Source organism: Acidimicrobiales bacterium (assembly GCA_041394265.1).
GTDB lineage: Bacteria > Actinomycetota > Acidimicrobiia > Acidimicrobiales > SZUA-35 > JBBQUN01.
This window is the reverse complement of the sequence record JAWKIO010000005.1, coordinates 1,587,325-1,610,222: the sequence shown is the minus strand read 5'-3', so window position 1 is coordinate 1,610,222 and position 22,898 is coordinate 1,587,325. Positions and strand designations below refer to the sequence as shown.

Below are 22,898 nucleotides of genomic sequence, written 5' to 3'. Positions count from 1 at the left end.
CATGCGACCCGTCGTGACGCCGGAGGAGATGCGAGCGATCGACGCTGCAGCCGCCGAGGATCTCGACACGCTGATCGGGCGCGCCGGCTGGGCGAATGCGGTTGCGGCGCGCTCACTTCTCGGATCGGTTGCCGGTCGCCGAATCGTGGTGCTGGCAGGGCCGGGAAACAACGGAGCCGACGGTCGAGTCGGGGCACAGATCCTCGAGCGCTGGGGAGCCAAGGTCGCCGTGGTCGATGCCCGGACGTGGCGCGACGCCTCGGTGGTGTGGTCCCGTTGCGAGCTCGTCATCGACGCTGCGTTCGGAACCGGACTGCGTCGTCCCTTCGATGCCCCCGATCTTGCTGCGCTGTGCCCCCGCCAACCGCTCGTCCTGGCGGTCGACATCCCGAGCGGCCTCGATGGCGATACCGGGGCGGTGCTGGGGTCGGCGCTTCGGGCCGATGCCACCGTGACGTTCGGGGCGATCAAACCCGGGCTGCTGTTCGGTCGAGGACCGGCGCTCGCCGGACCGGTGACGGTCGCCGACCTCGGTCTCGACACCTCGAACGCTCGGATCCATCTACTCGATCCCGACGACCTCGCATCGTGGCCCAACCGGGCGGTCGACGCCCACAAGTGGCAGTCGGCGGTCTGGGTCGTCGGTGGGCAACCGTCGATGCCGGGCGCTCCGCGGTTGGCCGCCACGGCCGCCGCCCGAGCAGGCGCAGGCTACGTGCTTGGCTCGATTCCCGGCCTCGATGCCGCCGCCGTCGATCTCCCGATCGAGGCCGTCGGTCGAAGCATCGGAGACGACTGGGCAGCGGACGTCACCCGCCAGGCCGACCGGGTGGCGGCCTTCGTGCTCGGACCCGGCCTTACGACCGACGACCGATCCGGCGAACAGGTCCGGGCGCTGGTGAGCGGCGTTGATCAGCCCGTCGTCTTGGATGCCGGCGCGCTCGACGCCATCGCCACCGGTGCAGAGAGGTTGGCCGGCAGCAGCGAGCGAACCTCCTGCCTTCGTGATCGTCAGGCCCTGGCCGTGCTGACACCGCACGACGGTGAGTTCGCCCGGTTGATGGGCGATCCTCCAGGAAGCGACCGCGTGCAGGCGGCTCGTCGGGCGGCGAAGGCCTACGCCAGCGTCGTGCTCCTGAAGGGTCCGGTCACCGTGGTCGCCCATCCCGATGGTCGGGTCCTGTTGTCGAATGCCGGTGACGAGCGGTTGGCGACGGCAGGCAGCGGCGATGTGTTGAGCGGCATCATCGGCGCCGGCCTCGCGCTGGGTCTCGAACCGTTCGCCGCAGCCGGCGTGGGCGCCGAGCTGCACGGTCGGGCAGCGTCGCTGGGTTACCGACGGGGCCTGGTCGCCGGTGACCTGCCCGAGCTCGTCGCTCGGGTGCTGTCGTCGCTGCCATCACGCGAGGGAGGGAAGCAGTGAGCCGGGCATGGCTCGAGATCGATCTCGACGCCGTGGCGCAGAACTGTTCGATGCTCGGCTCGTTCGCTGCCGGTAGCGAACTGTGTGCCGTCGTGAAGGCCGATGGGTACGGACACGGTGCCGTCGAGGTCGCAACGACCGCGCTCGGCGCCGGCGCCTCTCGTCTCGCTGTCGCTCAGGTCGCCGAAGGCCGGCAGCTCCGCGAGGCGGGGATCGATGCGCCGATTTGGGTTCTCTCGCAACCTGATCCGGCGGAGTTCGAAGCCGTTGCCGCACTCGATCTCGAGCCGGCGCTCTACAGCCGTGAAGGGATCGAACTGGCCATCGCCGCCGCCGGCGACCACCGGGTGATGACGGTGCACCTCGTGGTCGACACCGGGATGGGTCGGGTCGGTGCGACCGGGGCCGACACGATCGAGTTGGCGCAGATGATCGTGGCGGCCGACGAACTCGAACTCGGTTCGGTGTGGACCCATCTCGCCCGCTCCGAGGAACTCGGTCATCCGCTCAACGACCAGCAGCTCGACCGATTCGACGCAGTGATCGAGGAACTGTCGGCCATCGGTATCGATCCACCGCTCGTCCACGCGGCAAACACCGCTGCAACGGTCTCGCTCGGTCGGAGCCACCTCGATGTGGTGCGATGCGGCATCGGTCTCTACGGCTGCCTCCCGGGGCCTGACCTCGACGACCTGGTCGAGTTGCGGCCGGCGATGCGATTGGTTTCGACCGTGGGGTTTGTCAAGCGGGTGCGCGCCGGCACCGCCGTCAGCTACGGCCACCGGCGCTCGTTGACCCGAGATTCGACGCTCGCCACGGTTCCGATCGGCTACGCCGATGGTGTGCCTCGGGCGTGGTGGGACACCGGTCAGGTGTTGATCAACGGCGAGCGCCACGGATTCGCCGGTTCGATCACCATGGATCAGGTGATCGTCGATTGCGGCGACGCCGAGGTCGCCGTCGGCGACGAAGTGGTGTTCCTCGGGGCCCAGGGCGGCGATGCGATCTCGGCCGAGGAATGGGCCGAGGTGCTCGGGACGATCCCGTATGAGATCGTCTGCGGGTTCGGCACACGGCTCGACCGAGTGTTCCGGGGCACGAGATGAACGGCGGTCCCGTTCGTCTGTCGGCGCTTGCCATCGGTGCGGCGGTCGGCTGGGCGGCCGAGCGACTCGTCATGCGACGCGTCGACCTGGCGGCGGCACCGTCCGAACCTCTGCCGCTGCCAGCAGCGGCGGTCGACCGGGCCATGGTGATGCGAGACGGCGCATCCATGCATTGGATCGAAGCTGGCGAAGGCCGACCACTGATCCTCCTCCACGGCATCACCCTCGAAGCCGAGGCGTGGACTCGTCAGTTCGCGCTGGCCGACCGATCGAGGGTCATGGCCATCGATCTCCGTGGGCACGGCCGATCCACGGCCGGAACCGACGGGGCCACGATCGCGGCCAATGCCGGTGACCTCGCCGAACTGCTCGAGCGCGAGGACCTCCATGATGCGGTGATCGCCGGGCACTCGATGGGCGGCATGGTCCTCGCCCACTTCCTGGCAACCGCTCCCGCCTCGACCGTGCAGCGAGTCAGCAGTGCGGTGTTCGTCGACTCGGCGATCCGCTCGCCGATGTCGCCGTCGTTGCGGAGCGAGCGACTCGACGCATTCCTGCAACGGCCAGCCGTGGCCGCTGTGGTCGGCACGGTGCCCGACAGCGATGCCGGTCGGCTGGCGGTGATGACCACCTTCGGTCGACGACCCAGCACCCTCGATCTCCAGACGGTCGCGCAGAGCTTCGATCGGCTCGACCCCGAGACCTATTGGCAGGCAATGCCGTCGATCCTCGATCACGACGTTCGGGCAGCGATCGCCGAGCGCAGCGATCTCGATCGGGTCGAGGTCGCCGTGATCGTTGGGTCGCTCGACCGGCTCACACCGATGCGCTGCGCCCGGGAACTGGTCGACGTCTTCCCGGGATCCACGCTGCACGTCCTCGACGGCGTCGGCCACCAGGCGATGATGGAGGCACCGGCGGCGGTCAACGAGGTGCTGGCAGGGCTCCTGGACCATCCCGCATGAAGCTGCTGATCGTCGAGCCTTGGCTCGGTGGTTCCCATGCGCAGTGGGCCGAGGGATATCGAGCGGTGAGCGTTCACGACGTATCGATCGTCGGGTTGCCGGCGGATCGATGGCGCTGGCGACTGCGCGGCGGCGCCGTGCCGCTGGCCGAGCTCGTCCAGCGCCATGTCGCCACCAAGGGGCGACCCGATGTCGTGCTGGTGTCGAGCCCGCTCGACGCGGCGCGGCTGATCGGTCTGTTGCGAAGCGAGCTCGAGGGCGTCCCCGTTGCGGTGTACCAGCACGAGTCACAGCTGCTGTACCCGAACGCCAGGGGAGTGGCTTCCAACGACGCCGACGCCCTCTACGACTGGTTCTCGTGGCTCGCTGCCGATGTCGTGTTCTTCAATAGTGACTGGCACCGCCGGCAGGTGGTTGCCGAGCTGCCGGCCTTCGTGCGTCGGCTGCCGGACGACGACCATGTCCGCTCGATCGATCGGGTCATCGAGTCTTTCGAGACCCTCCCGCTCGGTCTCGACCTGTCCTGGGCGGCGCCCTCGGCCGAACGTTTCGATGGCACGGGCCCGGTCGTGCTTTGGCCGCATCGGTGGGAGCCCGACAAGGATCCGGCGGCGTTCGCTCGCGCCGTCGACCGGCTGGTCGAGGTCGGTCTCGATGCTCGGCTCGTGCTGGCCGGGGCGTCGGGGCCTCTCGACGATGACGTGCGCCGTCGTGTGGTCGACCGGCATCGCCGCCGGGTCCTCGCCGCAGGTCCCTTCGGAGTCGAGGAGTACCGAGACTGGGTGTGCCGCAGCGATGTCGTCGTGAGTTGTGCCCACCATGACTTCTTCGGGGTGGGGGTCGCCGAAGCCGTGGCTGCGGGTTGTGTGCCGGTGGTGCCGGATGCGCTCAACTATCCCGACTTGCTCGGTGACGCCGCCGGTGCCTTCGGGTATCGGCCCGGGAGTTTCGGTACCCGGCTCGCTGATGTCGTGCGCGATCTCGACCGATGGCGGGCGGAGCTGCCGGCGGCGGTCGCCGCCGTTCGCTGTCACGACTGGGGTGTGATGGCCGCGATCTACGACCAACGCCTCGAGGCCCTGGCCCGATGATGGCCGATGTTCTCGTTTCGGTTGTCGGGGTGGCGTTGATCGCCATTGCCGTCGCCGATCTCGTCAACACCCTTGTGTCCACGTCGACCTCGCCGGCGCGCTGGTGGCCGACGAAGCTGATCGGGCGGTCGCTGTACGTCGGCCTCCGCTCTGTCGCCCGCCGCATGCCCGAGGAAGCGCCGGCGCGTGAGCGGATAATGGCGGCGTTCGGACCCCTCCTCGTGATCGTGCTGCTGGCCAGTTGGGCGCTCTTGCAGGTGACCGGCTTTGGCTTGCTGTGGTGGGCGAGGGGTGGCCTCGCCGGGGCCAATGGCTTCGGCGACTCGTGGTACTACTCCGGGGTCGTGTACTTCACGGTCGGATTCGGCGAGATCGTGCCCGGCGGGATCGTGCCGCGAGCCGGTGCGCTGATCGAAGCGTTCTTCGGTGTCATCACCGTCGCTCTGGTGGTCGGTTATCTGCCGACGCTCTACTCGGCGTACTCCGACCGTGAACGACAGCTGATCACCCTCGATGCCGGAGGATCCGATCGGATCACTCCGACGGCGCTGGTGAAGGCCTGGGCTCCGGATGCCGATCCGAAGAAGATCGACGCCCAGTTCGAGAAATGGGAGCAATGGGCGGCCGGCATTCTCGAGACCCACTCGTCGGTGCCACTGCTGGTCCTGTTCCGCTCGCATGATCGGCGACAGAACTGGGTCACCGCGCTCGGGCTGCTGTGCGACGCGGCGTTGCACGCGCAGATCATCATGGGTGCCACCGATGGCAACGCGTTCTGGTTCCTGCGTCGGGCCGAGGCGATCTTCGCCGAGGCGACACAGGGCAGCGATCTGCGGCGCTACGAGGAGGCGTTTGGTGCCGACGGCGATCCCCGCATGTTCATCGGGCTGTACGAGGAGTTGAGCGCCCACGGCTTCGAGCTGCGTCCCTACGACGACGCTCGCTCCTACACCCGACAGGCCCGGGCGGCGTTTGCCCCCGCACTCGAGTACCTCATCGACGATCTGCTCTGTCCCCGAGGCTTCTGGTCGCTGGACTCGACCATCCTCAGCTGGTCGAGTGAGCACGAGATCCCGCGGTACGACGATGCGGCCGATGTTGACCAGGGCGGCAACACCTGACACGCTCGGCTGATGACCGGTGAACACGGTGACCGGCCGGGTGTGCTGACCGACGTTCCCGGCGTGCTCGTTGGGCACTGGACCAGTCCGGCAGGTGACACCGGCTGCACGGTCGTCCTGCTTCCCGAGGGGACAGTGGCCTCGGGCGAGGTGCGAGGAGGAGCGCCCGCCACTCGCGAGTTCGCGCTACTCGAGCCGACGCGCATGATGCAGCGCGTCGATGCGGTGGTGTTGTCAGGGGGATCGGCGTTTGGCTTGGCAACGGGCGACGGCGTGATGCAGTACCTGGCTGAACACGAGATCGGCTTCCCGACGGCGGGGGGCGTCGTACCGATCGTCGTCGGCATGAGTATCTACGACCTGACCGTCGCAACGAGCGGCGTCCGGCCCACCGCTGCCGCCGGGCACGCTGCAGCGGTCGCCGCCACCGATGGACCCGTGCTCTCGGGCCGGATCGGCGGCGGTGCCGGCGCCACGTACCGGAAGTGGTGGGGCCGAGAGGGTACCCGACCCGGAGGGGTCGGCATGGCGACCGTGCGCGCCGGCGACGCGATCGTCAGCTCGCTCGTCATCGTCAACGCACTCGGCGACATCGATCCCGGTGACGGCTCGCTTCGTGCGATGCCGCCCGAACGTGTTCTTGCCACTACGCCCGACATCGATCCGACGCTCGGCACCAACACCACGATCGGCGTGGTGGTCACCAACGCCAGACTCGACAAGACACAGTGCCTCCTGCTCGCCCAAGGTGGACACGATGGCTACGCCCGATCGCTCGTGCCGGCGCACACTGCCGCCGATGGCGACGCCATCCTCGCTGCGTCGACCGGGCAGATCGAGGCCGATCCCGTCCACCTTCGAGTGATGGCCACCGAGGCCGTGACCCGCGCCATCCGCTCGCTGATCTGACGGGTCGTGGCCAACGGCTCGCCGGAGCAGCGGCGGTAGCCTGGGACGCCGTGCCCGAGACCGATCCCTCGACGATCCCCGAGCCGATCGTGGTCGCCACGTCGTGCCCGGCACAGACCAAGCAGGTCGCCGCCGAACTGGCGGCGCAGCTTCGCGATGGTGATCTGCTCGTGCTCGCCGGCGACCTGGGTGCGGGGAAGACCTGTTTCACGCAGGGGCTCGGTGCCGGGCTCGGCATCGAGGGGCGCATCACCAGCCCGACGTTCACGCTGGCGAACCAGTACGAGGGTCGCCTCGAACTCCACCACCTCGACGTCTACCGGATCGACGACATCGGCGAGACCCTCGATCTCGACCTGCCCGAGTTGTTGGAGCGCGGGGTGACCGTCATCGAGTGGGGCGAGCAGATCGAGCCCGTGCTTCCTGCCGACCGACTCACGGTTCGCCTGCTGCTCGGTGCCGATGACGACGATCGGGAACTCCGGTTCGAACCAGGCTCGGCGGCATGGCGCCAACGCCTCGGTGCACTGGCCGCGATCGCCGATCGGCTCGAACCGTGCTGATCCTGGCCGTCACATCGGCGACGGCGAGTGTCGGCGTGGCCATCGTCGAGTTCACCGACGGCGTCGTCGAGACCCTCGCGGAGCGACAGATCGCGACTGACCGACGCCATGCCGAGGAACTCGTCCCGATGATCGCCACGGCGCTCGAGACCGCATCCGGCGCCGCCGGTCGCTCGATCACCCTCGGCCATATCGACCGGTTCGCCGTCGATGTCGGACCAGGCCGGTTCACCGGTTTGCGGGTCGGGCTCGCCACGGTCCGCACCCTCGCCCTGGCCAACGACACACTCGTCACGGGCGTGTCGAGCCTCGAAGCGCTCGCCGCTGCCCACGCCGATTCGACCGTCACCGCCGTCGTCGACGCTCGACGGGCCGAGGTGTTCCAGCAAACGTTCACCGTGGACCACGCCGGACGGCCTGTCCCGCTCGGCGACCCCTTCGTCGGTCCACCCGGCGATGCGGTCGACGCGATCGGCGACGACGACCTGGTGGTCGGCGATGGCGCCGATCGCTACACCGATCTCTACGGCGACCTTCGGGTTGCCGGGTGCGAACCGTCGCCGGTGGTGATTGCCCGCCTCGCCGCCGAGCGAGCCGGTGTCGTCGGGTCGGCGGTGCTTCCGATGTATCTGCGTGACCCCGACGTCCAGATCAACATCAAGACCCGGCACAACACATGATCTCAGAGCCCATCGTCCTCACCGAACTGGCGACCGACCACCTCGACACCGTGGCTGCGATCGAGTCGGTGTCGAGCGCGTTGCCGTGGTCACGCTCCCTGTTCGCCGGCGAACTGTTGATGCCACCGGCCGAACGCCACTGGCTGGTCGCCATGGCCGGTGAGCGTGTCGTCGGATTCGGCGGGATGATGCTCGTCGGCGACGAAGCGCACCTCATGAACATCGCCACCGATCCCGCGCAACGCCGTCGAGGCCTGGCCCGACAACTGCTGATGCAGCTGATCGCCGACGTGGTCGAGCGGGGTGCCCGCCACCTCACCCTCGAGGTCCGCACCGACAATGTTGCGGCCCTGCGACTCTACGACCGCTTCGGGTTGGTGTCGGCGGGCGAACGCAAGGACTACTACGGACCCGGGCAACACGCCGCGATCCTGTGGGTGCACGACATCGACGACCCCGGTTACCTCATGTCGGTGTCGGACGATCGCAAGGAGACGCCATGACGATCATGCTGGCCATCGAGAGCAGCTGTGACGAGACCGCCGTGGCCATCGTGCGCGATGGCAGCGAGGTGCTCGCCAACGTGGTGTCGAGCCAGGTCGAACTGCACGCCGAGTTCGGGGGCGTCGTCCCCGAGGTCGCCAGTCGAGCACATCTCGACCTGCTCGAGCCGGTGCTGTCCCGGGCGCTCGCCGATGCCGGCCTGGGCCCATCCGACATCGACGCCGTCGCGGCCACCCATGGTCCTGGACTCATCGGTGCCCTGCTGATCGGGGTGAGTGCGGCCAAGGCGTTGGCTCTCGCCTGGGGGGTGCCGTATGTCGGTGTCAACCACATGGAGGGCCATCTCTTCGCCACGACGCTCGAGCGGCCCGACCTCGTCCCGCCCCTCGTCGTCCTACTCGTCTCGGGTGGACACACCCTGATCGTCCACGTCGAAGAACCGGGACGCTACGAGATCCTCGGTTCGACGATCGACGACGCCGCCGGCGAAGCCTTCGACAAGGTGGCCCGCTACCTCGGTCTGGGTTACCCGGGGGGACCGTTGATCGACGCCCTGGCCCGCGAGGGTGATCCGACCGCCATCACGTTCCCCCGAGGGATGATGAACGAAGGACTCGACTTCTCGTTCAGCGGCATGAAGACGGCGGTGGTCAACCACGTGCGGAAACACCCGGAATCGACCAACGCCAACGTGGCAGCGGCGTTCCAGGAGGCGGTGGTCGACGTGCTGGTCAGCAAGACCATGCGGGCCGCAGTCGAGGTGGGGGCGCGTGCGGTGTGCTTGGGCGGTGGCGTTGCGGCCAACTCGTTGCTGCGAGAGCGATTTGCAGCTGCCGCAGCTGATGCCGGCATCGACGCGCTGGTGCCAGACCGGGCCTACTGCACCGACAATGCGGCGATGATCGCTGCGGCCGGGCACTGGCGCCTCCAGCACGACGGGCCAACCGGCTTGGACGACGGCGCACTCCCGAACCTGGCGCTGCCAACTCGCCCGGTGCGATAGCCGCGGGCCGATGGTGCGGTCTGCGACCGGCGGTGCTGGTCAGTGCGGGGTGCGCAGGACCGCGCGGGCAACGCCGCGCTGATCGAGGAAGGTGTGGTCGGCGTCGAGCGGGTCGTCGCCACGTGCAGCCAACCCGCCGAACTCGGTGATGGCCCGCCCGACGGCATGACGCAGATCGATCGAGCCGATGCTGGACGCGCTGATCGACAGCACCACGCCCGATGCCGCCTCGCCGGACGCCGACCGGTGCTGGTCGAGGAGTTCGGACCGCACGATGACATAGCCGTCGTCGGATTCGAGGCGAATCTGGTCGCCCGGTTCGGCGTCGAGCGGGTTGTAGCCCCGAGCCAGGAAGTGTCGCAGCACCGGGGTGAGCAGCTGCCGCTCGCTGTCATCAACGACCAACTCGACGGTCGAGTCGATGGTCGCCGCCGGCGTGCTCGGTTCGTCGGTGCCCCGGTGTTCGTGCAAGCGGCCAGTCTTGCAGGCCGAGCGCGTGTGTCCAAGCATCTGACCTGGGCGATGGTGCCCTCCGGCGGATGATATCGAACCTGAGTGATGGGTACTCAGGTTTTCTCTGTCGTTCGACTGAAGTTCACGGAATCCACGCCGAGGTGGGTTGGCGGATCCGCACGCCTTCGCTAGTGTTAGCACTCGTGCCACGAGACTGCTAACGCCACCGCCAGGTGGGCGAGTAGTCGAGGAGCACACGGTGGCTGAAATCTCCTGATCTGATCAGTCGCCGGTACCAGTCCGAGATCACGCCGTACGGAGGCGAATCTGCATGAACCTGCAACCACTCGATGATCGCATCGTCGTCAAGGCCAAAGAGGCCGAGGCCACGACCGCCAGTGGCCTTGTCATCCCCGACACGGCCAAGGAAAAGCCCCAGCAGGGCGAGGTTATCGCCGTTGGCGCTGGCCGCCGCTCCGACTCGGGCGAACTGATCCCCATGGAGGTCTCGGTCGGTGACACCGTCGTGTACTCCAAGTACGGAGGCACCGAGATCAGCCTCGAGGGTGTCGACTACCTCATCCTGACCGCCCGTGACGTCCTCGCAATCGTGAAGTGAGAATCTGAACCATGTCCAAAATCATCAAGTTTGACGAAGAAGCGCGCCGCGCCCTCGAAGCCGGTGTGAACCAGCTCGCCGACGCCGTCAAGGTCACCCTCGGCCCGAAGGGTCGCAACGTCGTCCTCGACAAGAAGTTCGGCGCCCCGACCATCACCAACGACGGTGTGTCGATCGCTCGTGAGATCGAGCTCGAAGACGCCTTCGAGAACATGGGCGCCCAGCTCGTGAAGGAAGTCGCCACCAAGACCAACGACGTCGCTGGCGACGGCACCACCACCGCCACCGTGCTCGCCCAGGCGCTGATCAAGAACGGTCTCCGCAACGTGGCCGCCGGCGCCAACCCGATGGGCCTCAAGCGAGGCATCGAGAAGGCCGTGGCCGCCGCTGTCGGCGCCATCGCCGAGCAGTCGAAGGAGATCGACGAAAAGGCCGAGATCGCTCAGGTCGCCGCCATCTCCGCAGCGGATCAGAGCGTGGGCGACGTCCTCGCCGACGCCATCGACAAGGTCGGCAAGGATGGTGTGGTCACCATCGAAGAGTCGAACACCTTCGGCATCGAGCTCGAGTTCACCGAGGGCATGCAGTTCGACAAGGGCTACATCAGCCCCTACATGGTCACCGACCCCGACCGCCAGGAAGCCGTCCTCGACGATCCGTACATCCTGTTCGTCCAGGGCAAGATCACCTCGGTCCAGGATCTCCTCCCCGTGCTCGAGAAGGTCATGCAGGCCTCGAAGCCGCTCGTGATCATCGCCGAGGACATCGAAGGCGAAGCGCTGGCCACCCTCGTGGTCAACAAGATCCGTGGCACCTTCTCCTCGGCTGCCGTCAAGGCGCCCGGCTTCGGCGAGCGCCGCAAGGCGATGCTCCAGGACATGGCCATCCTCACCGGTGGTCAGGTCGTCGCCGAAGAGGTCGGTCTCAAGCTCGACGGTGTCACCATCGACATGCTCGGCCAGGCTCGCAAGGTCGTCATCACCAAGGACAACACCACCATCATCGAAGGTGCCGGTGACGGCAGCGACGTTGCCGGTCGTGTCTCCCAGATCAAGTCCGAGATCGACAACACCGATTCCGACTGGGACCGTGAGAAGCTCCAGGAGCGTCTCGCCAAGCTGGCCGGCGGCGTCGCCGTCATCCAGGTCGGCGCGGCCACCGAGGTCGAGCTCAAGGAAAAGAAGCACCGCATCGAAGACGCACTGTCGGCCACCCGCGCCGCCCTCGAAGAGGGTGTCGTTGCCGGCGGCGGTACCGCACTCCTGCGGGCCCGCCCGGCCGTTGCCGCCGTGCTCGAGGGTCTCGAGGGCGATGAAGCCACCGGTGCCCGCTCGGTGTGGGAGTGCCTCGAGGCGCCCGCCAAGCTCATCGCCATGAACGCCGGTCTCGAAGGCGCCATCATGGTCGCCAAGGTCGAAGAGGCGTCCGGCACGGTCGGCCTCAATGCCGCCACCGGCAACATCGAAGACCTCATGGCTGCCGGTATCACCGACCCGGCCAAGGTCACCCGCGCTGCGCTGCAGAACGCCGGCTCGATTGCTGCGCTGGTCCTCACCACCGAGGCACTCGTCGCCGACAAGCCCGAGGAGTCGGGTGGCGGCGGTATGCCAGACATGTCGGGCATGGGTGGTATGGGCGGCATGATGTGATCTGAGCCTTCGGCTCACGAACACATCGCTCGGCTCACGCTGAACGAAGACACGAACGGTCGGTCCTCCGGGGCCGGCCGTTCGTCGCGTCAAGGGTCGGACTTCTGAGTAGCGTCGGCCTGGTGAGCGAGCAGAACTGGGCTGGCAACTACACCTACCGAGCCGCCGACTGGCGTCGTCCGACCTCGGTCGACGAGTTGCAGGCTGCCGTCGGTGCCGCGGATCGTATTGGGGTCATCGGGTCTCGACATTCCTTCAACGGACTGGGCGACGCCGACACGGTCATCGACCTGACGGCACTCCCCACATGGATGCACCATGTCGAGGGATCCGACGAGGTCGCCGTCGCCGCACACATGACCTACGCCGAGGTCGCCGCCGCGCTGGCCCCGCATGGTCTGGCGCTGGCCAACCTGGCATCGCTGCCACACATCTCGGTCGCGGGAGCCGTCGCCACCGGCACCCACGGATCAGGGTCGCGCAACGGCAACCTTTCCACGGCGGTGCGCGGCCTACGCGTCGTTCGTGCCGATGGCGCACTGGTCGGCGTCGCCGCCGACGATCTGGCGGGAAGCGTGGTCGCCATGGGTCTGCTCGGCGTGGTCGAGAGCGTCACGTTGGCTGTCGAACCGGCCTATGAGGTGGCGCAGGTCGTCTACGACGACCTGACCTGGGACACCGTGACCACGTCCTTCGAGACGCTGTTCGACTCGGCCTACAGCGTGAGTGTCTTCTCCCGGTATGGCGAACGGCCTGAGCAGGTGTGGCTCAAGTTCCGAGCCGACGATGCACGGCTCCACGACCATCGCTCCGGTACTGCGCTCGCCGGTGCCGCACGTGCCACGGTCGAGCTGCACCCGATTCGGTCGATGTCAGCCGAGGCGACCACCGCACAGCTCGGCCAACCCGGCCGGTGGGACGAACGGCTGCCCCACTTTCGCGCCGCCTTCCAACCCAGCGCCGGCGAGGAGATCCAGACCGAGTTCTTCGTCGACCTGCGTGACGGTGCCGCTGCGCTCGAGGCGCTGCGGGGAATCGCCCCCGCCCTCGACGACGTGTTGCTGGTCAGCGAGATCCGCACCGTTGCCGCTGATGCGTTGTGGATGAGCCCGACCTACGGCCGTCACTCGGCAGCCTTCCACTTCACGTGGCGGCGCGATCCGCCGCCGTCGATCGGGCAATCGGCATCGTCGAGGATGCGCTTGGCCCCTTTGCGCCTCGGCCTCACTGGGGAAAGGTCTTCCATCCATCGGCGTTCGATGTGGCGTCGGCCTATGAGCGAGCCGGCGACTTCCGTCGCCGGCGGGAGGCGGTCGATCCGAAAGGTTGCTTCGCCAATGCGTGGTCGGCGGCCACGCTGGGCTGGTGATCCTCGGCGATCCGTCGTCAACCGAGTGGCAGAGCGACGCCGGCGGCGACCGTCCGCTCGACGTTGGTGATCTGGGCCACACCGCCGGCGACGACGGCCGCTGTGGTGTTCGCGCAGCCGCCGTCCTCGTGTCGTTGGAAGCTGGTGGTCATCGCCACCGGGGTGAGCGTCGATCCACCGATGGTGACGACCTCGGGCTGTGACCACTCGACCCGGACGCTCGGCGCGTCGCAATCGGCGAACACCTCGCTCCACACCACGATGTCGGTGAGTTCGTCGGTGGCTTCGGGACTCCACAGGTCGCGGATGACCGTGGTGTCACCTCGCTCGAGATCGGTGATCGTCGCCCGCCACCCTCGTTCAGGGGACGGAGCGATCCGGTAGCGGTAGGACACCCCCGCACGCCACGGGTAGTCGCGTGTGTTCACGTTGCCGAGCGTCGAAGGCAACGCCGAGGTCGATCCGGCCAACTCACCGCCGCCATGGCGGTAGCCACCCCAGTTCACCGCTCCCGCTCCCGGATAGCGAGGGTGGTGCTGCAACCCCATGTGCGCAGCGCCGACGCTACGTCCCCCGGTGCCGAAGCTCGCCTGGAGGGCCCAGAAGTAGAGCGCAGGGACGGTCGGAGGTTCGACGACCCTGAACACGACCGATACCTCTCGACAACGGGGCCGAGCGCCTGCGGCGAACGTCCAACGCAGATGCATCGAGCTGGCGCCGTTGGACGACGTCGGTGGGCCGCTCATGCGCCCGGCGCTGGCGAACGTCGGAGCGGCCGCCCGCCGGACCGCTGATCGCAAGTTGTCGAACCAGGACATGCCTCAGTCTGGCCGAAGTCGGCCACGAGTTGCGTCGCGATCGCCGCCGGACGTGACGCGGCCGGCATCGGCGGTAGCCTCGCAGGGTGTCCGACATCGAACGTCCGCTGCCCGACCCCACCAAACTGCTCGGCTTCTGGATGGAGTGGGAAAAGGGTGCCGATACGCCCGGCACCGTCCTCAAGAACCTGAAGAACGGTGGCATGAAGGAGTTGCTGCAATCGCTCGCTGCCGCCGTCGAGGAGCAGCCCTGAGCTTCCGGCCGCCTCCCGGTCGAGGCGGCCCCCAGGAGATTCCCCGGCCCCCTGGCTCTCGCTTGGGGGCGGCAGCGCCGTGGGCAGGGCGACCGCTTCCCGAATCCGTCGCCGAGGTCGCCGAGATCGTCGCCCGTTCGCGTCCCCACCGGCCGCGGGTCGAAGCGGTCGATGGGCGCCCGCCATCCGCGGTCCTCGTCCCGTTCCGCGATGGCGTCGACGGGCCCGAGCTGTTGTTCACCCGGCGGGCCTGGCACCTGCGCTCGCACAAGGGTGAGGTCTGCTTTCCCGGTGGTCGGCTCGAGCCGGGCGACCCCGATCTGGCCACCACGGCGTTGCGAGAAACCCACGAGGAAATCGACCTTCCGCCGTCGTCGGTGCGACTGGTGGGTGAGCTCGATCGCCTGACCACGGTGTCCAGTCCGTCGTTCATCGTCCCGTTCGTCGGGTTGATCGACGGTGAGCCCACGCTGACCCCGGCGACCAACGAGGTCGATGGCATCCTGCGGATTTCACTTCGCGAGCTCGCCGATCCGGTCATCTTTCGCGAGGAGCTGTGGACCCGCGACGGCAACGAGATGGCGATCTACTTCTTCGAGCTGGTCGGCGACACCCTCTGGGGGGCCACCGCCCGTATGGTCCACAATCTCCTGCGCCTGGTCACGGCCGAATGACCACACCCGTCCGCTCATTGTCGCGAGCGCAGGCCCGCCGAATTGCCCTCGGCGCACAGGGCTTCGCCGACAAGCGGCCGGCAGGTGCCGTCGATGTCCGCCACTTTCGACGGGCTCTCGATCGGATGACCATCCTCCAGCTCGACTCGGTCAACGTCCTGGCCCGGTCGCACTTCCTTCCGATGTTCTCTCGACTCGGCCCCTACGACCGGGACCGACTCGACCGGTGGATCTGGCGCTCAGGCGAGAACCACGAGTACGTCGCTCACGAGGCTTCGATCACCTCGATGGACCTCCATCCGTTGTTGCGATGGAAGATGGGTCGGGGCCGATGGAACGCCGGACGGGAACTCGAGGAGGGCCAGCCCGAGTATCTCGACGCCATTCTCGATGAGATCGAGCGGCACGGGCCACGCTCGATCAAGACCCTCGACGATCCTGGTACGCGCACCGGGCCGTGGTGGGGGATGCCTCGGGGCAAGGTCGCGCTCGAGTGGCTGTACTACACCGGGCGCCTCTCGATCCACCATCGTGACCACCAGTTCACGACCCACTATGACCTGCCCCATCGGATCGTCCCTGCCCACGTGAGTGGCCAGCCGACGCCGACCACCGAGGAAGCGCAGGCCGAGATGCTGATGCTGGGCGCTCGGTCACATGGCATCGGGACGGCCGCCGACCTCGCCGACTACTTCCGGATCAAGATGCCCGAGGCTCGGCCGCTGCTGGCGCAGCTCGTTGCCGAGGGGCGCCTGGAACCGGTGACGGTCGAGGGCTGGTCGGCGCCGGCGTACCTTCACCCGGAGGCGAAACGGCCCCGAGCCATCGATGTCGCCACGGTGCTGAGTCCGTTCGATCCGGTGGTGTGGTTCCGGGATCGGGCCGAGCGGTTGTGGGACTTCCACTATCGGATCGAGATCTACGTTCCCGAACCGAAACGGCAGTACGGCTATTACGTGCTCCCGTTCCTGCTCGGCGACGATCTGGTCGCGCGGGTCGATCTGAAGGCCGACCGCGCCGCCGGGGTGCTGCGGGTCAAGGGTGCATTTGCCGAGGCCGACGCCGAGCTGGACGAGGTCGCGACGCCCCTGGCCACGAACCTCGTCGAGTTGGCGGGATGGCTGGGACTCGCCGAGGTCGAGGTCGGCAATGGTGATCTGGCGCCGGCGTTGCGGTCGGCCGTGCGAAGCGTGGCTGCGTGATCGAGGTGAATGCGGTGATCGAGGTGACCGCGTGGTCGAGGTGACAGGGTGAGGCAGCGCGCGGCGACCGTTTCCACCGCCCTGGTGCCGAGCGGCGCGATGCTGCTCGCCACCCAACTCCCTTGGGTGCAGTCGGGCTCGGCCAGTCGGAACAGCTATGAGATGTTCCGCTCGGCGCAGCGGCTCGGCCTCGATGAGCTCACACCGTTCCGAGTGGTCTGGTTCCTGTTGCCCGTCCTGTGTCTTGGGGCGGTGCTGATGGCGGGCCTCGCTCGTCATCATGTCGGCGCGGCGTTCCTCGCCGCTGCTTCGATCGTAAGTGTCGGTGCCGGTATCGCCGTCGTGTCGAGCGGCCTCGGCGCTGGTCCCGGAGCACCATTGGCGGCCGCCGCCGGGGTGGTCGGACTGCTCGCTGTCGTTGTGCTCGTGATGCAGGGGCGACGAACGCTGTCGAACTGACGGTTCGTTCCAGCGACCCCGACTAGCCTGCGCCCATGGCTGAGCTGTCGTTCCAAGGTGAGACCCACGACGAGATCGTGCAGAAGGTGCGGCGCTGGTTGGCCTCGGTCGATGGGGCCGACACCAATGCCACGACGGCCAACGACATCGTGACCCAGTCCGCCGAGCTCACCAAGGATGCCCTCGCCGTCATCGCCAAATCGGCGCCTGGCCCGATCGCCCAGAGTGATCTCTTCAAGGCGCTCACCACCATGGGCTACCGGGCGACCGACGCCACCCGCGACGCCACGCTGTCGAGCCTCGACGCTGTCGAGACCGCCACCGGTGGGTCGGTGGTGCGCAAGATCACCGAGTCCGGCAGCCAGGCGCTTTTCGAGATGAACGCCCAGGTGGCCAAGGCACTGTTGAAGAATCTCATGAAGGACTGAGGCTTCCGGGCCACTCCTGGTCCCGGTAACCTGGTCGCTTCGCTGAGGGCCGAAGTGAGAGCGGAACCGCTGTTCCACCGCCCGAGTGATGCGTGCAAGGAGACTTCGGTGGCCGATATCGAGATCGGAATGGGCAAGTCGGGGCGACGATCGTTCAGCCTCGACCAACTGGCGCTCCTGCCGTCCAAGCGAACCCGAGACGCCGATCTCATCGACCTGAGCTGGCAGATCGACGCCTACAGCCTCGACCTTCCCATCATGAGCGCAGCGATGGACTCGGTGACCAGTCCCGAGACCTGCATCGCACTCGACAAGATGGGTTGTCTCGGTGTGCTCGACCTCGAGGGCGTCTGGACCCGACACGCCGATCCGGATTCGCTGCTCGCCGACCTGGCCGAGATGGACCATGACGCTGCGTTGGTCCGGCTCCGTGAGCTCTATGCCGCACCGGTCGACCCCGATCTGGTCACCCAGCGCATCCGAGAGCTCCGAGCGGCCGGCGCCTACGCCGCAGGAGCAGTATCGCCTCGGCGGGTGGCCTCACTGGCCAAGACCCTGTTGTCAGCCGAGCTCGACCTCCTCGTCATCGAGGGCACGGTCATCTCGGCCGAGCACGTGTCGAGCAAGGACGCCCCCCTCAACCTCAAACAGTTCGTGCGAGAGCTCGAGACCCCGGTCGTCGTCGGTGGCTGCGCCAGCTACTCGGCGGCGCTGCACCTGATGCGCACCGGAGCCGCCGGTGTGCTGGTCGGTATCGACGGTGGCCGCTCGGCCACGAGCAGTTCGGTCACCGGCGTCGGATCGGGCTTGGCGACGGCGCTGGCCGACGTGCGTGCCGCCCGGATGCGTCACCTCGACGAAACCGGTGTCTATGTGCACGTCATCGCCGACGGCGGTGTCCGCTCGGGTGGCGACATCGCCAAGGCCGTCGCCTGTGGCGCCGACGCCGTGGTGCTCGGTACCACCCTCGCTTCGGCCGACGAGGCGCCGGGCCGAGGATGGCACTGGGGCCGCTCCACTGTGCACCCCGAACTGCCGCAGGCCCGCCTGCTCGAGGTCGATCCGATCGGCCCGCTCGAGATGGTGCTGAACGGACCGGCGGTCTCCGCCGACGGTCGGGCGAACGTTGCCGGAGCGCTCCGTCAGTCGATGGCGACGCTCGGCTACGAGTCGATCAAAGACCTGCAGAAGGCCGAACTCGTGGTGCTGGCGCCGTGAGCACGCCGTCCGACGCCGCCAACGCCGCAACGGCCACGCCCGACCAGGTCGTCTTCGTCGTCGACTTCGGTGCCCAGTACGCCCAGTTGATCGCCCGCCGCGTTCGTGAGCACCGCGTCTACTCCGAGATCGTCCCTCACACGATCGCCGCTGCCGATCTGGCCAAGCGGAATCCTGCCGCCATCATCTTGTCGGGCGGTCCGAAGAGCGTGAACGTCGAGGGCGCACCGGTTCTCGACCCGGCCATCTACGACCTCGGCGTTCCGATCCTCGGGATCTGCTACGGCGCCCAGCTGATCGCGAAACAGCTCGGTGGCACCGTTGGGCGCGACGACCGGGGTGAGTACGGCCGCACCACGCTCACCTGCCATGGCGACGGTGCACTGCTCGACGGTCTGCCCGCCGTGCAGACCGTCTGGATGAGCCATTTCGACGCGGTCACCGCCGTGCCCGACGGCTTCACCGGGACCGCATCCACCCCCAACGCGCCCGTCGCCGCGTTCGAAGACCACGACCGCAAGATCTACGCCGTGCAGTACCACCCCGAAGTCGGGCACACCGAGAACGGTGTCGCCGTCATCGAGCGGTTCCTGCACGATCTGGCTGGCTGTGACCCGAACTGGACCATGGACTCCGTGATCGACTCCTCGGTCGCTGCCATCCGGGCCCAGGTCGGCGAAGGCCGGGCCATCTGCGGCCTCTCTGGCGGGGTCGACTCTGCGGTGGCCGCTGCGATCGTGCACAAGGCCATCGGCCACCGCCTCACCTGCGTCTACGTCGACACCGGGCTGATGCGCAAAGGCGAGTCCGATCAGGTGGTCGACACCTTCCAGAAGCACCAGGGCATCGAGCTCATCCACGTGCGGGCGGGCGACCGCTTCTTCGAGAAGTTGGCCGGTGTCGTCGAGCCCGAGGCGAAGCGCAAAGCCATCGGCGAGACCTTCATCCGTGTCTTCGAAGAAGCCTCGGGCGGTATCGAAGACGCCACGTTCCTCGTGCAGGGCACCCTCTATCCCGATGTGATCGAGTCGGGAACCGGCAGCGCCGCCAAGATCAAGAGCCATCACAACGTCGGTGGCCTCCCCGAAGACCTCGACTTCGAGCTGGTCGAGCCGCTGCGCAACCTCTTCAAGGACGAGGTCCGCGCCGTTGGGAGCGAACTCGGCCTGCCCGACGAGATCGTGTGGCGTCAACCCTTCCCCGGTCCGGGCCTGGGCGTGCGCATCATCGGCGAGGTCACACCCGAGAAGGTGGCCATCCTCCAGAACGCCGACTTCATCGTGCGGGAAGAGATCGCGGCCGCTGGGCTCGAACGAGAGATCTGGCAGGCCTTTGCCGTGCTGGCCGACATCCGTACGGTCGGGGTGATGGGTGACGAGCGCACCTATGCCCACCCGGTCATCATCCGTGCCGTCACGTCCGACGACGCCATGACCGCCGACTGGGCCCGTCTGCCCTACGACCTGCTCGAGAAGCTGTCGAACCGCATCATCAACGAGGTCGACGGTGTCAACCGGGTGGCCTACGACATCACCTCGAAGCCGCCGGGCACCATCGAGTGGGAGTAGCCGACCTCAGCCCTCAGGCTGGTGGGCCGGCACTGCTGCGGTGCGAAGTGGCTCTGCGTCTTCCGTCGGGGTTCGTTGCTCCGTCCGGGTCCAGCGATGCTTGAAGCGCATCGCCGGGCGCTCGATGAGCACGTGCGACAAGACGGTGGCGATGGCGGTGCCGATGATGATTCTGAGCTTCGGGTCGGCGGCCGGAGCGACGATCGGGGCGATGGTGAACATCGGCAGATGCCAGAGGTAGATGCCATACGATGACGCTCCGATCCTGCGGAGCGGACCCCAGGTGAGCAGCGATGTGTTGCGGGCGATGGTTGCCCCCGAGACGAGTGCAAGCGAACAGACCGTGACGGGCAGGTAGCCGGCTCCTGCATGGACCGGGCCGAACCGATCCGGTAGCAGCGCGAGTAGGGCGACTCCTGCCGTTCCGACCGCGAGCAGACGGCGACCCATCGGTTGACTCGCCAATTCGAGAAGGCGCGGCGTGGCGCCGAGGCACGACCCTGCGAGTAGTAGCACCAGACCGTGCGAGTGCGTCGCGAAGTAGAGATCGAACCCGTTGGCGCCGTTCCAGAATCTGAGGGCGGTCATGCCGGCCGTCACCACGTACCCCATGCCGGCGAACGCTCGGACGGCGGCGACGCCGCGGTGGCGAAGAAGCGCGATCACCACGACCGGCCAGACGATGTAGAACTGTTCCTCGACGCTCAATGACCAGGTATGGCTGAACGGCCCGCCGTGTGTGTGCGTGACGACGTCGTGCCAATTGGTCACGTAGGAGATCGCCCACAGACTGCGTGCGGTCAGGTTGTCCTCGAGCGCGGGCGCATCGAGGAGGGCGGCCGCCAGCGCAACGCCCGCGACGAGCCCGGCCAGCGCGGGGAACAGCCGTAGCGCACGGCGGAGGTAGAAGCTCCGCAGCGAGATCTCGCCGAAGCGAGCGTGTTCGTCGACCAGCAGGCGGGTGATGAGAAAGCCGCTGAGCACGAAGAAGACATCGACGCCGATGAAACCGCCCTGGATGCGAAACCAATCACCGTGGTAGGCGACAACGATCAGCACGGCGAGCGCGCGGACCCCATCGAGGGCGGGTACGAATCCGAGGGGTTGCACGCCGCCGGGTGCGGTCGGTCTTGGCGGCGACAGCATCGTGGACATGACCTCTCACCATCGGCAGGAGCCGATCAACGCTGAAGGGTTCGCAGCTCGGCGCCGCCTTGGTCGACTGGGAGTCGTTGCGTCTCGCCCCGATGCCGGATCAGGCCTTCTTGACGAATTCGGCTTTGATGAGGATGCCTCGCCCGTTGACCTTGCCATCGATGGGGTGATCGCCTTCGACGAGCCGAATGCCGCGCACCTTCGTGCCGGCCTTGACGCCGCCGGTCTTGCCGTCGAGCTTCAGGTCCTTGATGACGGTGACGTCGTCGCCGTTGGCGAGCAAGTTGCCGTTGGCATCGCGGATGTCATCGAGGCCGTCGCTCGGTTCGCCCAGCCACTCGTGGCCACACGTCACACACTCGAATTCGTCGCCGGTGGCGACCAGATCGGTCATCGTGCAGATCGGGCATTCGGCGGTCGCGGTCATGCACCCTGTCTAGCGGTCCGCTCAGTCGACACGGCGCCGTCAGCGCTCGATCGTCGACGCCGATCGGCCATTCACTGAGCCGAGCCCCGGCTTCCGTCTGCGAGCTGGTGGCCCGAGCACGCGAACAACTCGGCCCGTCGTCGAAGGTCGACGAGGAGGCGGCGCGACGGAACACCGAAGCGTGACCGATTCGGCCTAACCTCCGGGAACGCACATCGACAGGTAGGGAGCGACATGGCAGGTGGACTCGTCGGACTGCTCGACGACGTAGCGGCACTGGCGAAGCTCGCCGCTGCCTCGGTCGACGACGTCGGCGCAGCCGCAGGACGCGCCAGCGCGAAGGCGGCAGGTGTCGTCGTCGATGACACGGCCGTCACACCGGCCTACGTGCAGGGCATCGCCGCCGAGCGCGAGTTGCCGATCATCAAGAAGATCGCCACCGGTTCGTTGCGGAACAAGCTCATCATCATCCTTCCGATCGCCCTCCTGCTGAGCGCCGTCGCTCCGCTGCTCGTCGAGATCATCTTGATGATGGGTGGGACCTACCTCTGCTTCGAGGGCGTCGAGAAGATCTATCACAAGCTCAAGGGTGACGATCACGATCACGACGTGCCTGCCGCAATGCTCGGCCCTGAGGCCGAAGCCGCGACCATCGCCGGGGCGGTGCGCACCGACCTGATCCTTTCCGCCGAGATCATGGTGATCGCCCTGAAGGAGGTCATCGACGAGGGCTTGCTGGCCCGGGCGATCATTCTCGTGGTGGTGGCGTTCCTGATCACGATCATCGTGTACGGCGTCGTGGCCCTGATCGTGAAGATGGACGACATCGGGCTGTCGTTGGCCGACCGGAACTCGGCGTCATCGAAGCGGGTGGGCCTGCTGATGGTGAAGGGCATGCCCGTGCTGCTGGCCTGGCTGTCGACCATCGGCACCGCTGCGATGCTGTGGGTCGGCGGCCACATCATCCTCGTCGGCACCGACGAGCTCGGTTGGCACGGTCCCTACGAGTGGGTGCATCACCTCGAGGAACGAGTGCACGAGGTCGGTGGCATCGGGGGCGTGCTCGCCTGGTTGGTGAACACCTCGATCTCGGCGGTGCTCGGCATCGCCGTGGGTGCCGTCGCCGTCGCGGTCTACAGCCGGCTCCCGTTCGCAGGACACGGCGCCGGCACTACGCACGCTGACGACACTGGGCACCCCGGCGACGCAGGCCACGGGGCCGACGCTGCGCATTGAGCCA

The 22,898-nt window shown here is 67.5% G+C and carries 25 protein-coding genes; 21 read left to right on the top strand and 4 right to left on the bottom strand.

Translation table 11 applies throughout. The annotated features are described in order from the left end of the window. Position 1: 1 nt before the first annotated feature. The 10 genes from R2733_07750 to tsaD are packed head-to-tail and all read left to right on the top strand — an operon-like array spanning position 2 to position 9,365. Positions 2 to 1,423 carry an NAD(P)H-hydrate dehydratase gene (locus tag R2733_07750; protein ID MEZ5376399.1) on the top strand — a complete coding sequence of 474 codons (1,422 nt, stop codon included), beginning with the start codon at positions 2 to 4 and terminating at the stop codon, positions 1,421 to 1,423. Further along, positions 1,420 to 2,529, top strand: a complete 1,110-nt coding sequence (alr, locus tag R2733_07745) for an alanine racemase (protein ID MEZ5376398.1) — start codon at positions 1,420 to 1,422, stop codon at positions 2,527 to 2,529. Before R2733_07750 ends, alr begins: the two co-directional genes overlap by 4 nt. Continuing rightward, on the top strand, positions 2,526 to 3,494 hold the full coding sequence (locus R2733_07740) for an alpha/beta hydrolase (protein MEZ5376397.1): 969 nt from the start codon (positions 2,526 to 2,528) through the stop codon (positions 3,492 to 3,494). Before alr ends, R2733_07740 begins: the two co-directional genes overlap by 4 nt. Then, positions 3,491 to 4,585 carry a DUF3524 domain-containing protein gene (locus tag R2733_07735; protein ID MEZ5376396.1) on the top strand — a complete coding sequence of 365 codons (1,095 nt, stop codon included), beginning with the start codon at positions 3,491 to 3,493 and terminating at the stop codon, positions 4,583 to 4,585. Before R2733_07740 ends, R2733_07735 begins: the two co-directional genes overlap by 4 nt. Beyond that, the gene (locus R2733_07730; protein ID MEZ5376395.1) at positions 4,582 to 5,706 is read left to right on the top strand and encodes a potassium channel family protein; all 1,125 of its coding nucleotides are present in this window, start codon (positions 4,582 to 4,584) and stop codon (positions 5,704 to 5,706) included. Before R2733_07735 ends, R2733_07730 begins: the two co-directional genes overlap by 4 nt. A 12-nt stretch (positions 5,707 to 5,718) precedes the next feature. Continuing rightward, a complete protein-coding gene (locus R2733_07725; GenBank protein MEZ5376394.1) occupies positions 5,719 to 6,615 on the top strand; it encodes a P1 family peptidase in 897 nt (298 codons plus the stop codon). 50 nt (positions 6,616 to 6,665) lie between these two features. Next, positions 6,666 to 7,178, top strand: a complete 513-nt coding sequence (gene tsaE / locus R2733_07720; GenBank protein ID MEZ5376393.1) for a tRNA (adenosine(37)-N6)-threonylcarbamoyltransferase complex ATPase subunit type 1 TsaE — start codon at positions 6,666 to 6,668, stop codon at positions 7,176 to 7,178. Then, positions 7,172 to 7,858, top strand: coding sequence for a tRNA (adenosine(37)-N6)-threonylcarbamoyltransferase complex dimerization subunit type 1 TsaB (tsaB, locus tag R2733_07715; GenBank protein ID MEZ5376392.1), 687 nt, complete (start codon positions 7,172 to 7,174; stop codon positions 7,856 to 7,858). The genes tsaE and tsaB overlap by 7 nt, the downstream gene beginning before the upstream one ends. Further along, positions 7,855 to 8,361: a ribosomal protein S18-alanine N-acetyltransferase gene (rimI, locus tag R2733_07710; protein MEZ5376391.1), complete on the top strand. Its 507-nt coding sequence runs from the start codon at positions 7,855 to 7,857 to the stop codon at positions 8,359 to 8,361. The genes tsaB and rimI overlap by 4 nt, the downstream gene beginning before the upstream one ends. After that, positions 8,358 to 9,365 (top strand): tRNA (adenosine(37)-N6)-threonylcarbamoyltransferase complex transferase subunit TsaD, encoded by a 1,008-nt coding sequence (tsaD, locus tag R2733_07705; GenBank protein MEZ5376390.1) that lies wholly within the window; start codon positions 8,358 to 8,360, stop codon positions 9,363 to 9,365. The genes rimI and tsaD overlap by 4 nt, the downstream gene beginning before the upstream one ends. Positions 9,366 to 9,404: 39 nt before the next feature. On the opposite strand, the gene R2733_07700 is transcribed toward tsaD, so the two are convergent. After that, positions 9,405 to 9,836, bottom strand: coding sequence for a hypothetical protein (locus R2733_07700; GenBank protein ID MEZ5376389.1), 432 nt, complete (start codon positions 9,834 to 9,836; stop codon positions 9,405 to 9,407). A gap of 313 nt (positions 9,837 to 10,149) precedes the next feature. Between R2733_07700 and groES the strand changes: the two genes are divergently transcribed. From groES to R2733_07685, 3 genes are all read left to right on the top strand, one after another. Then, complete coding sequence (groES, locus tag R2733_07695; protein ID MEZ5376388.1) at positions 10,150 to 10,437, top strand: co-chaperone GroES; 288 nt, start codon at positions 10,150 to 10,152, stop codon at positions 10,435 to 10,437. An 11-nt stretch (positions 10,438 to 10,448) separates the two neighbouring features. Beyond that, positions 10,449 to 12,086 (top strand): chaperonin GroEL, encoded by a 1,638-nt coding sequence (groL, locus tag R2733_07690; protein ID MEZ5376387.1) that lies wholly within the window; start codon positions 10,449 to 10,451, stop codon positions 12,084 to 12,086. 122 nt (positions 12,087 to 12,208) lie between these two features. Continuing rightward, a complete protein-coding gene (locus R2733_07685) occupies positions 12,209 to 13,525 on the top strand; it encodes an FAD-binding protein (GenBank protein ID MEZ5376386.1) in 1,317 nt (438 codons plus the stop codon). Here the strand turns inward: R2733_07685 and R2733_07680 are convergent. Next, a complete protein-coding gene (locus R2733_07680; protein MEZ5376385.1) occupies positions 13,473 to 14,273 on the bottom strand; it encodes a hypothetical protein in 801 nt (266 codons plus the stop codon). The genes R2733_07685 and R2733_07680 overlap by 53 nt on opposite strands. Positions 14,274 to 14,359: 86 nt before the next feature. Between R2733_07680 and R2733_07675 the strand changes: the two genes are divergently transcribed. The 7 genes from R2733_07675 (at position 14,360) to guaA (ending at position 20,076) form a co-directional block, all read left to right on the top strand. After that, positions 14,360 to 14,527 carry a hypothetical protein gene (locus tag R2733_07675; GenBank protein MEZ5376384.1) on the top strand — a complete coding sequence of 56 codons (168 nt, stop codon included), beginning with the start codon at positions 14,360 to 14,362 and terminating at the stop codon, positions 14,525 to 14,527. Positions 14,528 to 14,589: 62 nt separating this feature from the next. Continuing rightward, on the top strand, positions 14,590 to 15,201 hold the full coding sequence (locus R2733_07670; GenBank protein MEZ5376383.1) for a CoA pyrophosphatase: 612 nt from the start codon (positions 14,590 to 14,592) through the stop codon (positions 15,199 to 15,201). Then, positions 15,198 to 16,403, top strand: a complete 1,206-nt coding sequence (locus R2733_07665) for a crosslink repair DNA glycosylase YcaQ family protein (GenBank protein ID MEZ5376382.1) — start codon at positions 15,198 to 15,200, stop codon at positions 16,401 to 16,403. Before R2733_07670 ends, R2733_07665 begins: the two co-directional genes overlap by 4 nt. A 48-nt stretch (positions 16,404 to 16,451) precedes the next feature. After that, on the top strand, positions 16,452 to 16,862 hold the full coding sequence (locus R2733_07660; protein ID MEZ5376381.1) for a hypothetical protein: 411 nt from the start codon (positions 16,452 to 16,454) through the stop codon (positions 16,860 to 16,862). Positions 16,863 to 16,897: 35 nt separating this feature from the next. Further along, positions 16,898 to 17,290 carry a hypothetical protein gene (locus R2733_07655; protein ID MEZ5376380.1) on the top strand — a complete coding sequence of 131 codons (393 nt, stop codon included), beginning with the start codon at positions 16,898 to 16,900 and terminating at the stop codon, positions 17,288 to 17,290. A gap of 108 nt (positions 17,291 to 17,398) precedes the next feature. After that, a complete protein-coding gene (locus R2733_07650; protein MEZ5376379.1) occupies positions 17,399 to 18,508 on the top strand; it encodes a GuaB3 family IMP dehydrogenase-related protein in 1,110 nt (369 codons plus the stop codon). Further along, positions 18,505 to 20,076: a glutamine-hydrolyzing GMP synthase gene (guaA, locus tag R2733_07645; GenBank protein MEZ5376378.1), complete on the top strand. Its 1,572-nt coding sequence runs from the start codon at positions 18,505 to 18,507 to the stop codon at positions 20,074 to 20,076. Before R2733_07650 ends, guaA begins: the two co-directional genes overlap by 4 nt. A gap of 6 nt (positions 20,077 to 20,082) precedes the next feature. On the opposite strand, the gene R2733_07640 is transcribed toward guaA, so the two are convergent. Continuing rightward, positions 20,083 to 21,231, bottom strand: coding sequence for an acyltransferase (locus R2733_07640; protein MEZ5376377.1), 1,149 nt, complete (start codon positions 21,229 to 21,231; stop codon positions 20,083 to 20,085). A gap of 100 nt (positions 21,232 to 21,331) precedes the next feature. After that, positions 21,332 to 21,658, bottom strand: a complete 327-nt coding sequence (locus R2733_07635; GenBank protein ID MEZ5376376.1) for a zinc ribbon domain-containing protein YjdM — start codon at positions 21,656 to 21,658, stop codon at positions 21,332 to 21,334. Between the two features lie 234 nt (positions 21,659 to 21,892). On the opposite strand from R2733_07635, the gene R2733_07630 reads away from it, so the two are divergent. Next, positions 21,893 to 22,894 carry a DUF808 domain-containing protein gene (locus R2733_07630; protein ID MEZ5376375.1) on the top strand — a complete coding sequence of 334 codons (1,002 nt, stop codon included), beginning with the start codon at positions 21,893 to 21,895 and terminating at the stop codon, positions 22,892 to 22,894. The last annotated feature ends 4 nt before the right edge of the window (positions 22,895 to 22,898 follow it).

What these genes read in the sequence shown, in the direction of transcription:
- R2733_07750 (MEZ5376399.1), top strand. Translation starts at nt 2, where the DNA reads ATGCGACCCGTCGTGACGCCGGAGGAGATGCGAGCGATCGACGCTGCA.
- R2733_07740 (MEZ5376397.1), top strand. Translation starts at nt 2,526, where the DNA reads ATGAACGGCGGTCCCGTTCGTCTGTCGGCGCTTGCCATCGGTGCGGCG.
- R2733_07735 (MEZ5376396.1), top strand. Translation starts at nt 3,491, where the DNA reads ATGAAGCTGCTGATCGTCGAGCCTTGGCTCGGTGGTTCCCATGCGCAG.
- R2733_07730 (MEZ5376395.1), top strand. Translation starts at nt 4,582, where the DNA reads ATGATGGCCGATGTTCTCGTTTCGGTTGTCGGGGTGGCGTTGATCGCC.
- R2733_07725 (MEZ5376394.1), top strand. Translation starts at nt 5,719, where the DNA reads ATGACCGGTGAACACGGTGACCGGCCGGGTGTGCTGACCGACGTTCCC.
- rimI (MEZ5376391.1), top strand. Translation starts at nt 7,855, where the DNA reads ATGATCTCAGAGCCCATCGTCCTCACCGAACTGGCGACCGACCACCTC.
- tsaD (MEZ5376390.1), top strand. Translation starts at nt 8,358, where the DNA reads ATGACGATCATGCTGGCCATCGAGAGCAGCTGTGACGAGACCGCCGTG.
- groES (MEZ5376388.1), top strand. Translation starts at nt 10,150, where the DNA reads ATGAACCTGCAACCACTCGATGATCGCATCGTCGTCAAGGCCAAAGAG.
- groL (MEZ5376387.1), top strand. Translation starts at nt 10,449, where the DNA reads ATGTCCAAAATCATCAAGTTTGACGAAGAAGCGCGCCGCGCCCTCGAA.
- R2733_07680 (MEZ5376385.1), bottom strand. Translation starts at nt 14,273, where the DNA reads ATGTCCTGGTTCGACAACTTGCGATCAGCGGTCCGGCGGGCGGCCGCT.
- R2733_07665 (MEZ5376382.1), top strand. Translation starts at nt 15,198, where the DNA reads ATGACCACACCCGTCCGCTCATTGTCGCGAGCGCAGGCCCGCCGAATT.
- R2733_07655 (MEZ5376380.1), top strand. Translation starts at nt 16,898, where the DNA reads ATGGCTGAGCTGTCGTTCCAAGGTGAGACCCACGACGAGATCGTGCAG.
- R2733_07640 (MEZ5376377.1), bottom strand. Translation starts at nt 21,231, where the DNA reads ATGTCCACGATGCTGTCGCCGCCAAGACCGACCGCACCCGGCGGCGTG.
- R2733_07635 (MEZ5376376.1), bottom strand. Translation starts at nt 21,658, where the DNA reads ATGACCGCGACCGCCGAATGCCCGATCTGCACGATGACCGATCTGGTC.
- R2733_07630 (MEZ5376375.1), top strand. Translation starts at nt 21,893, where the DNA reads ATGGCAGGTGGACTCGTCGGACTGCTCGACGACGTAGCGGCACTGGCG.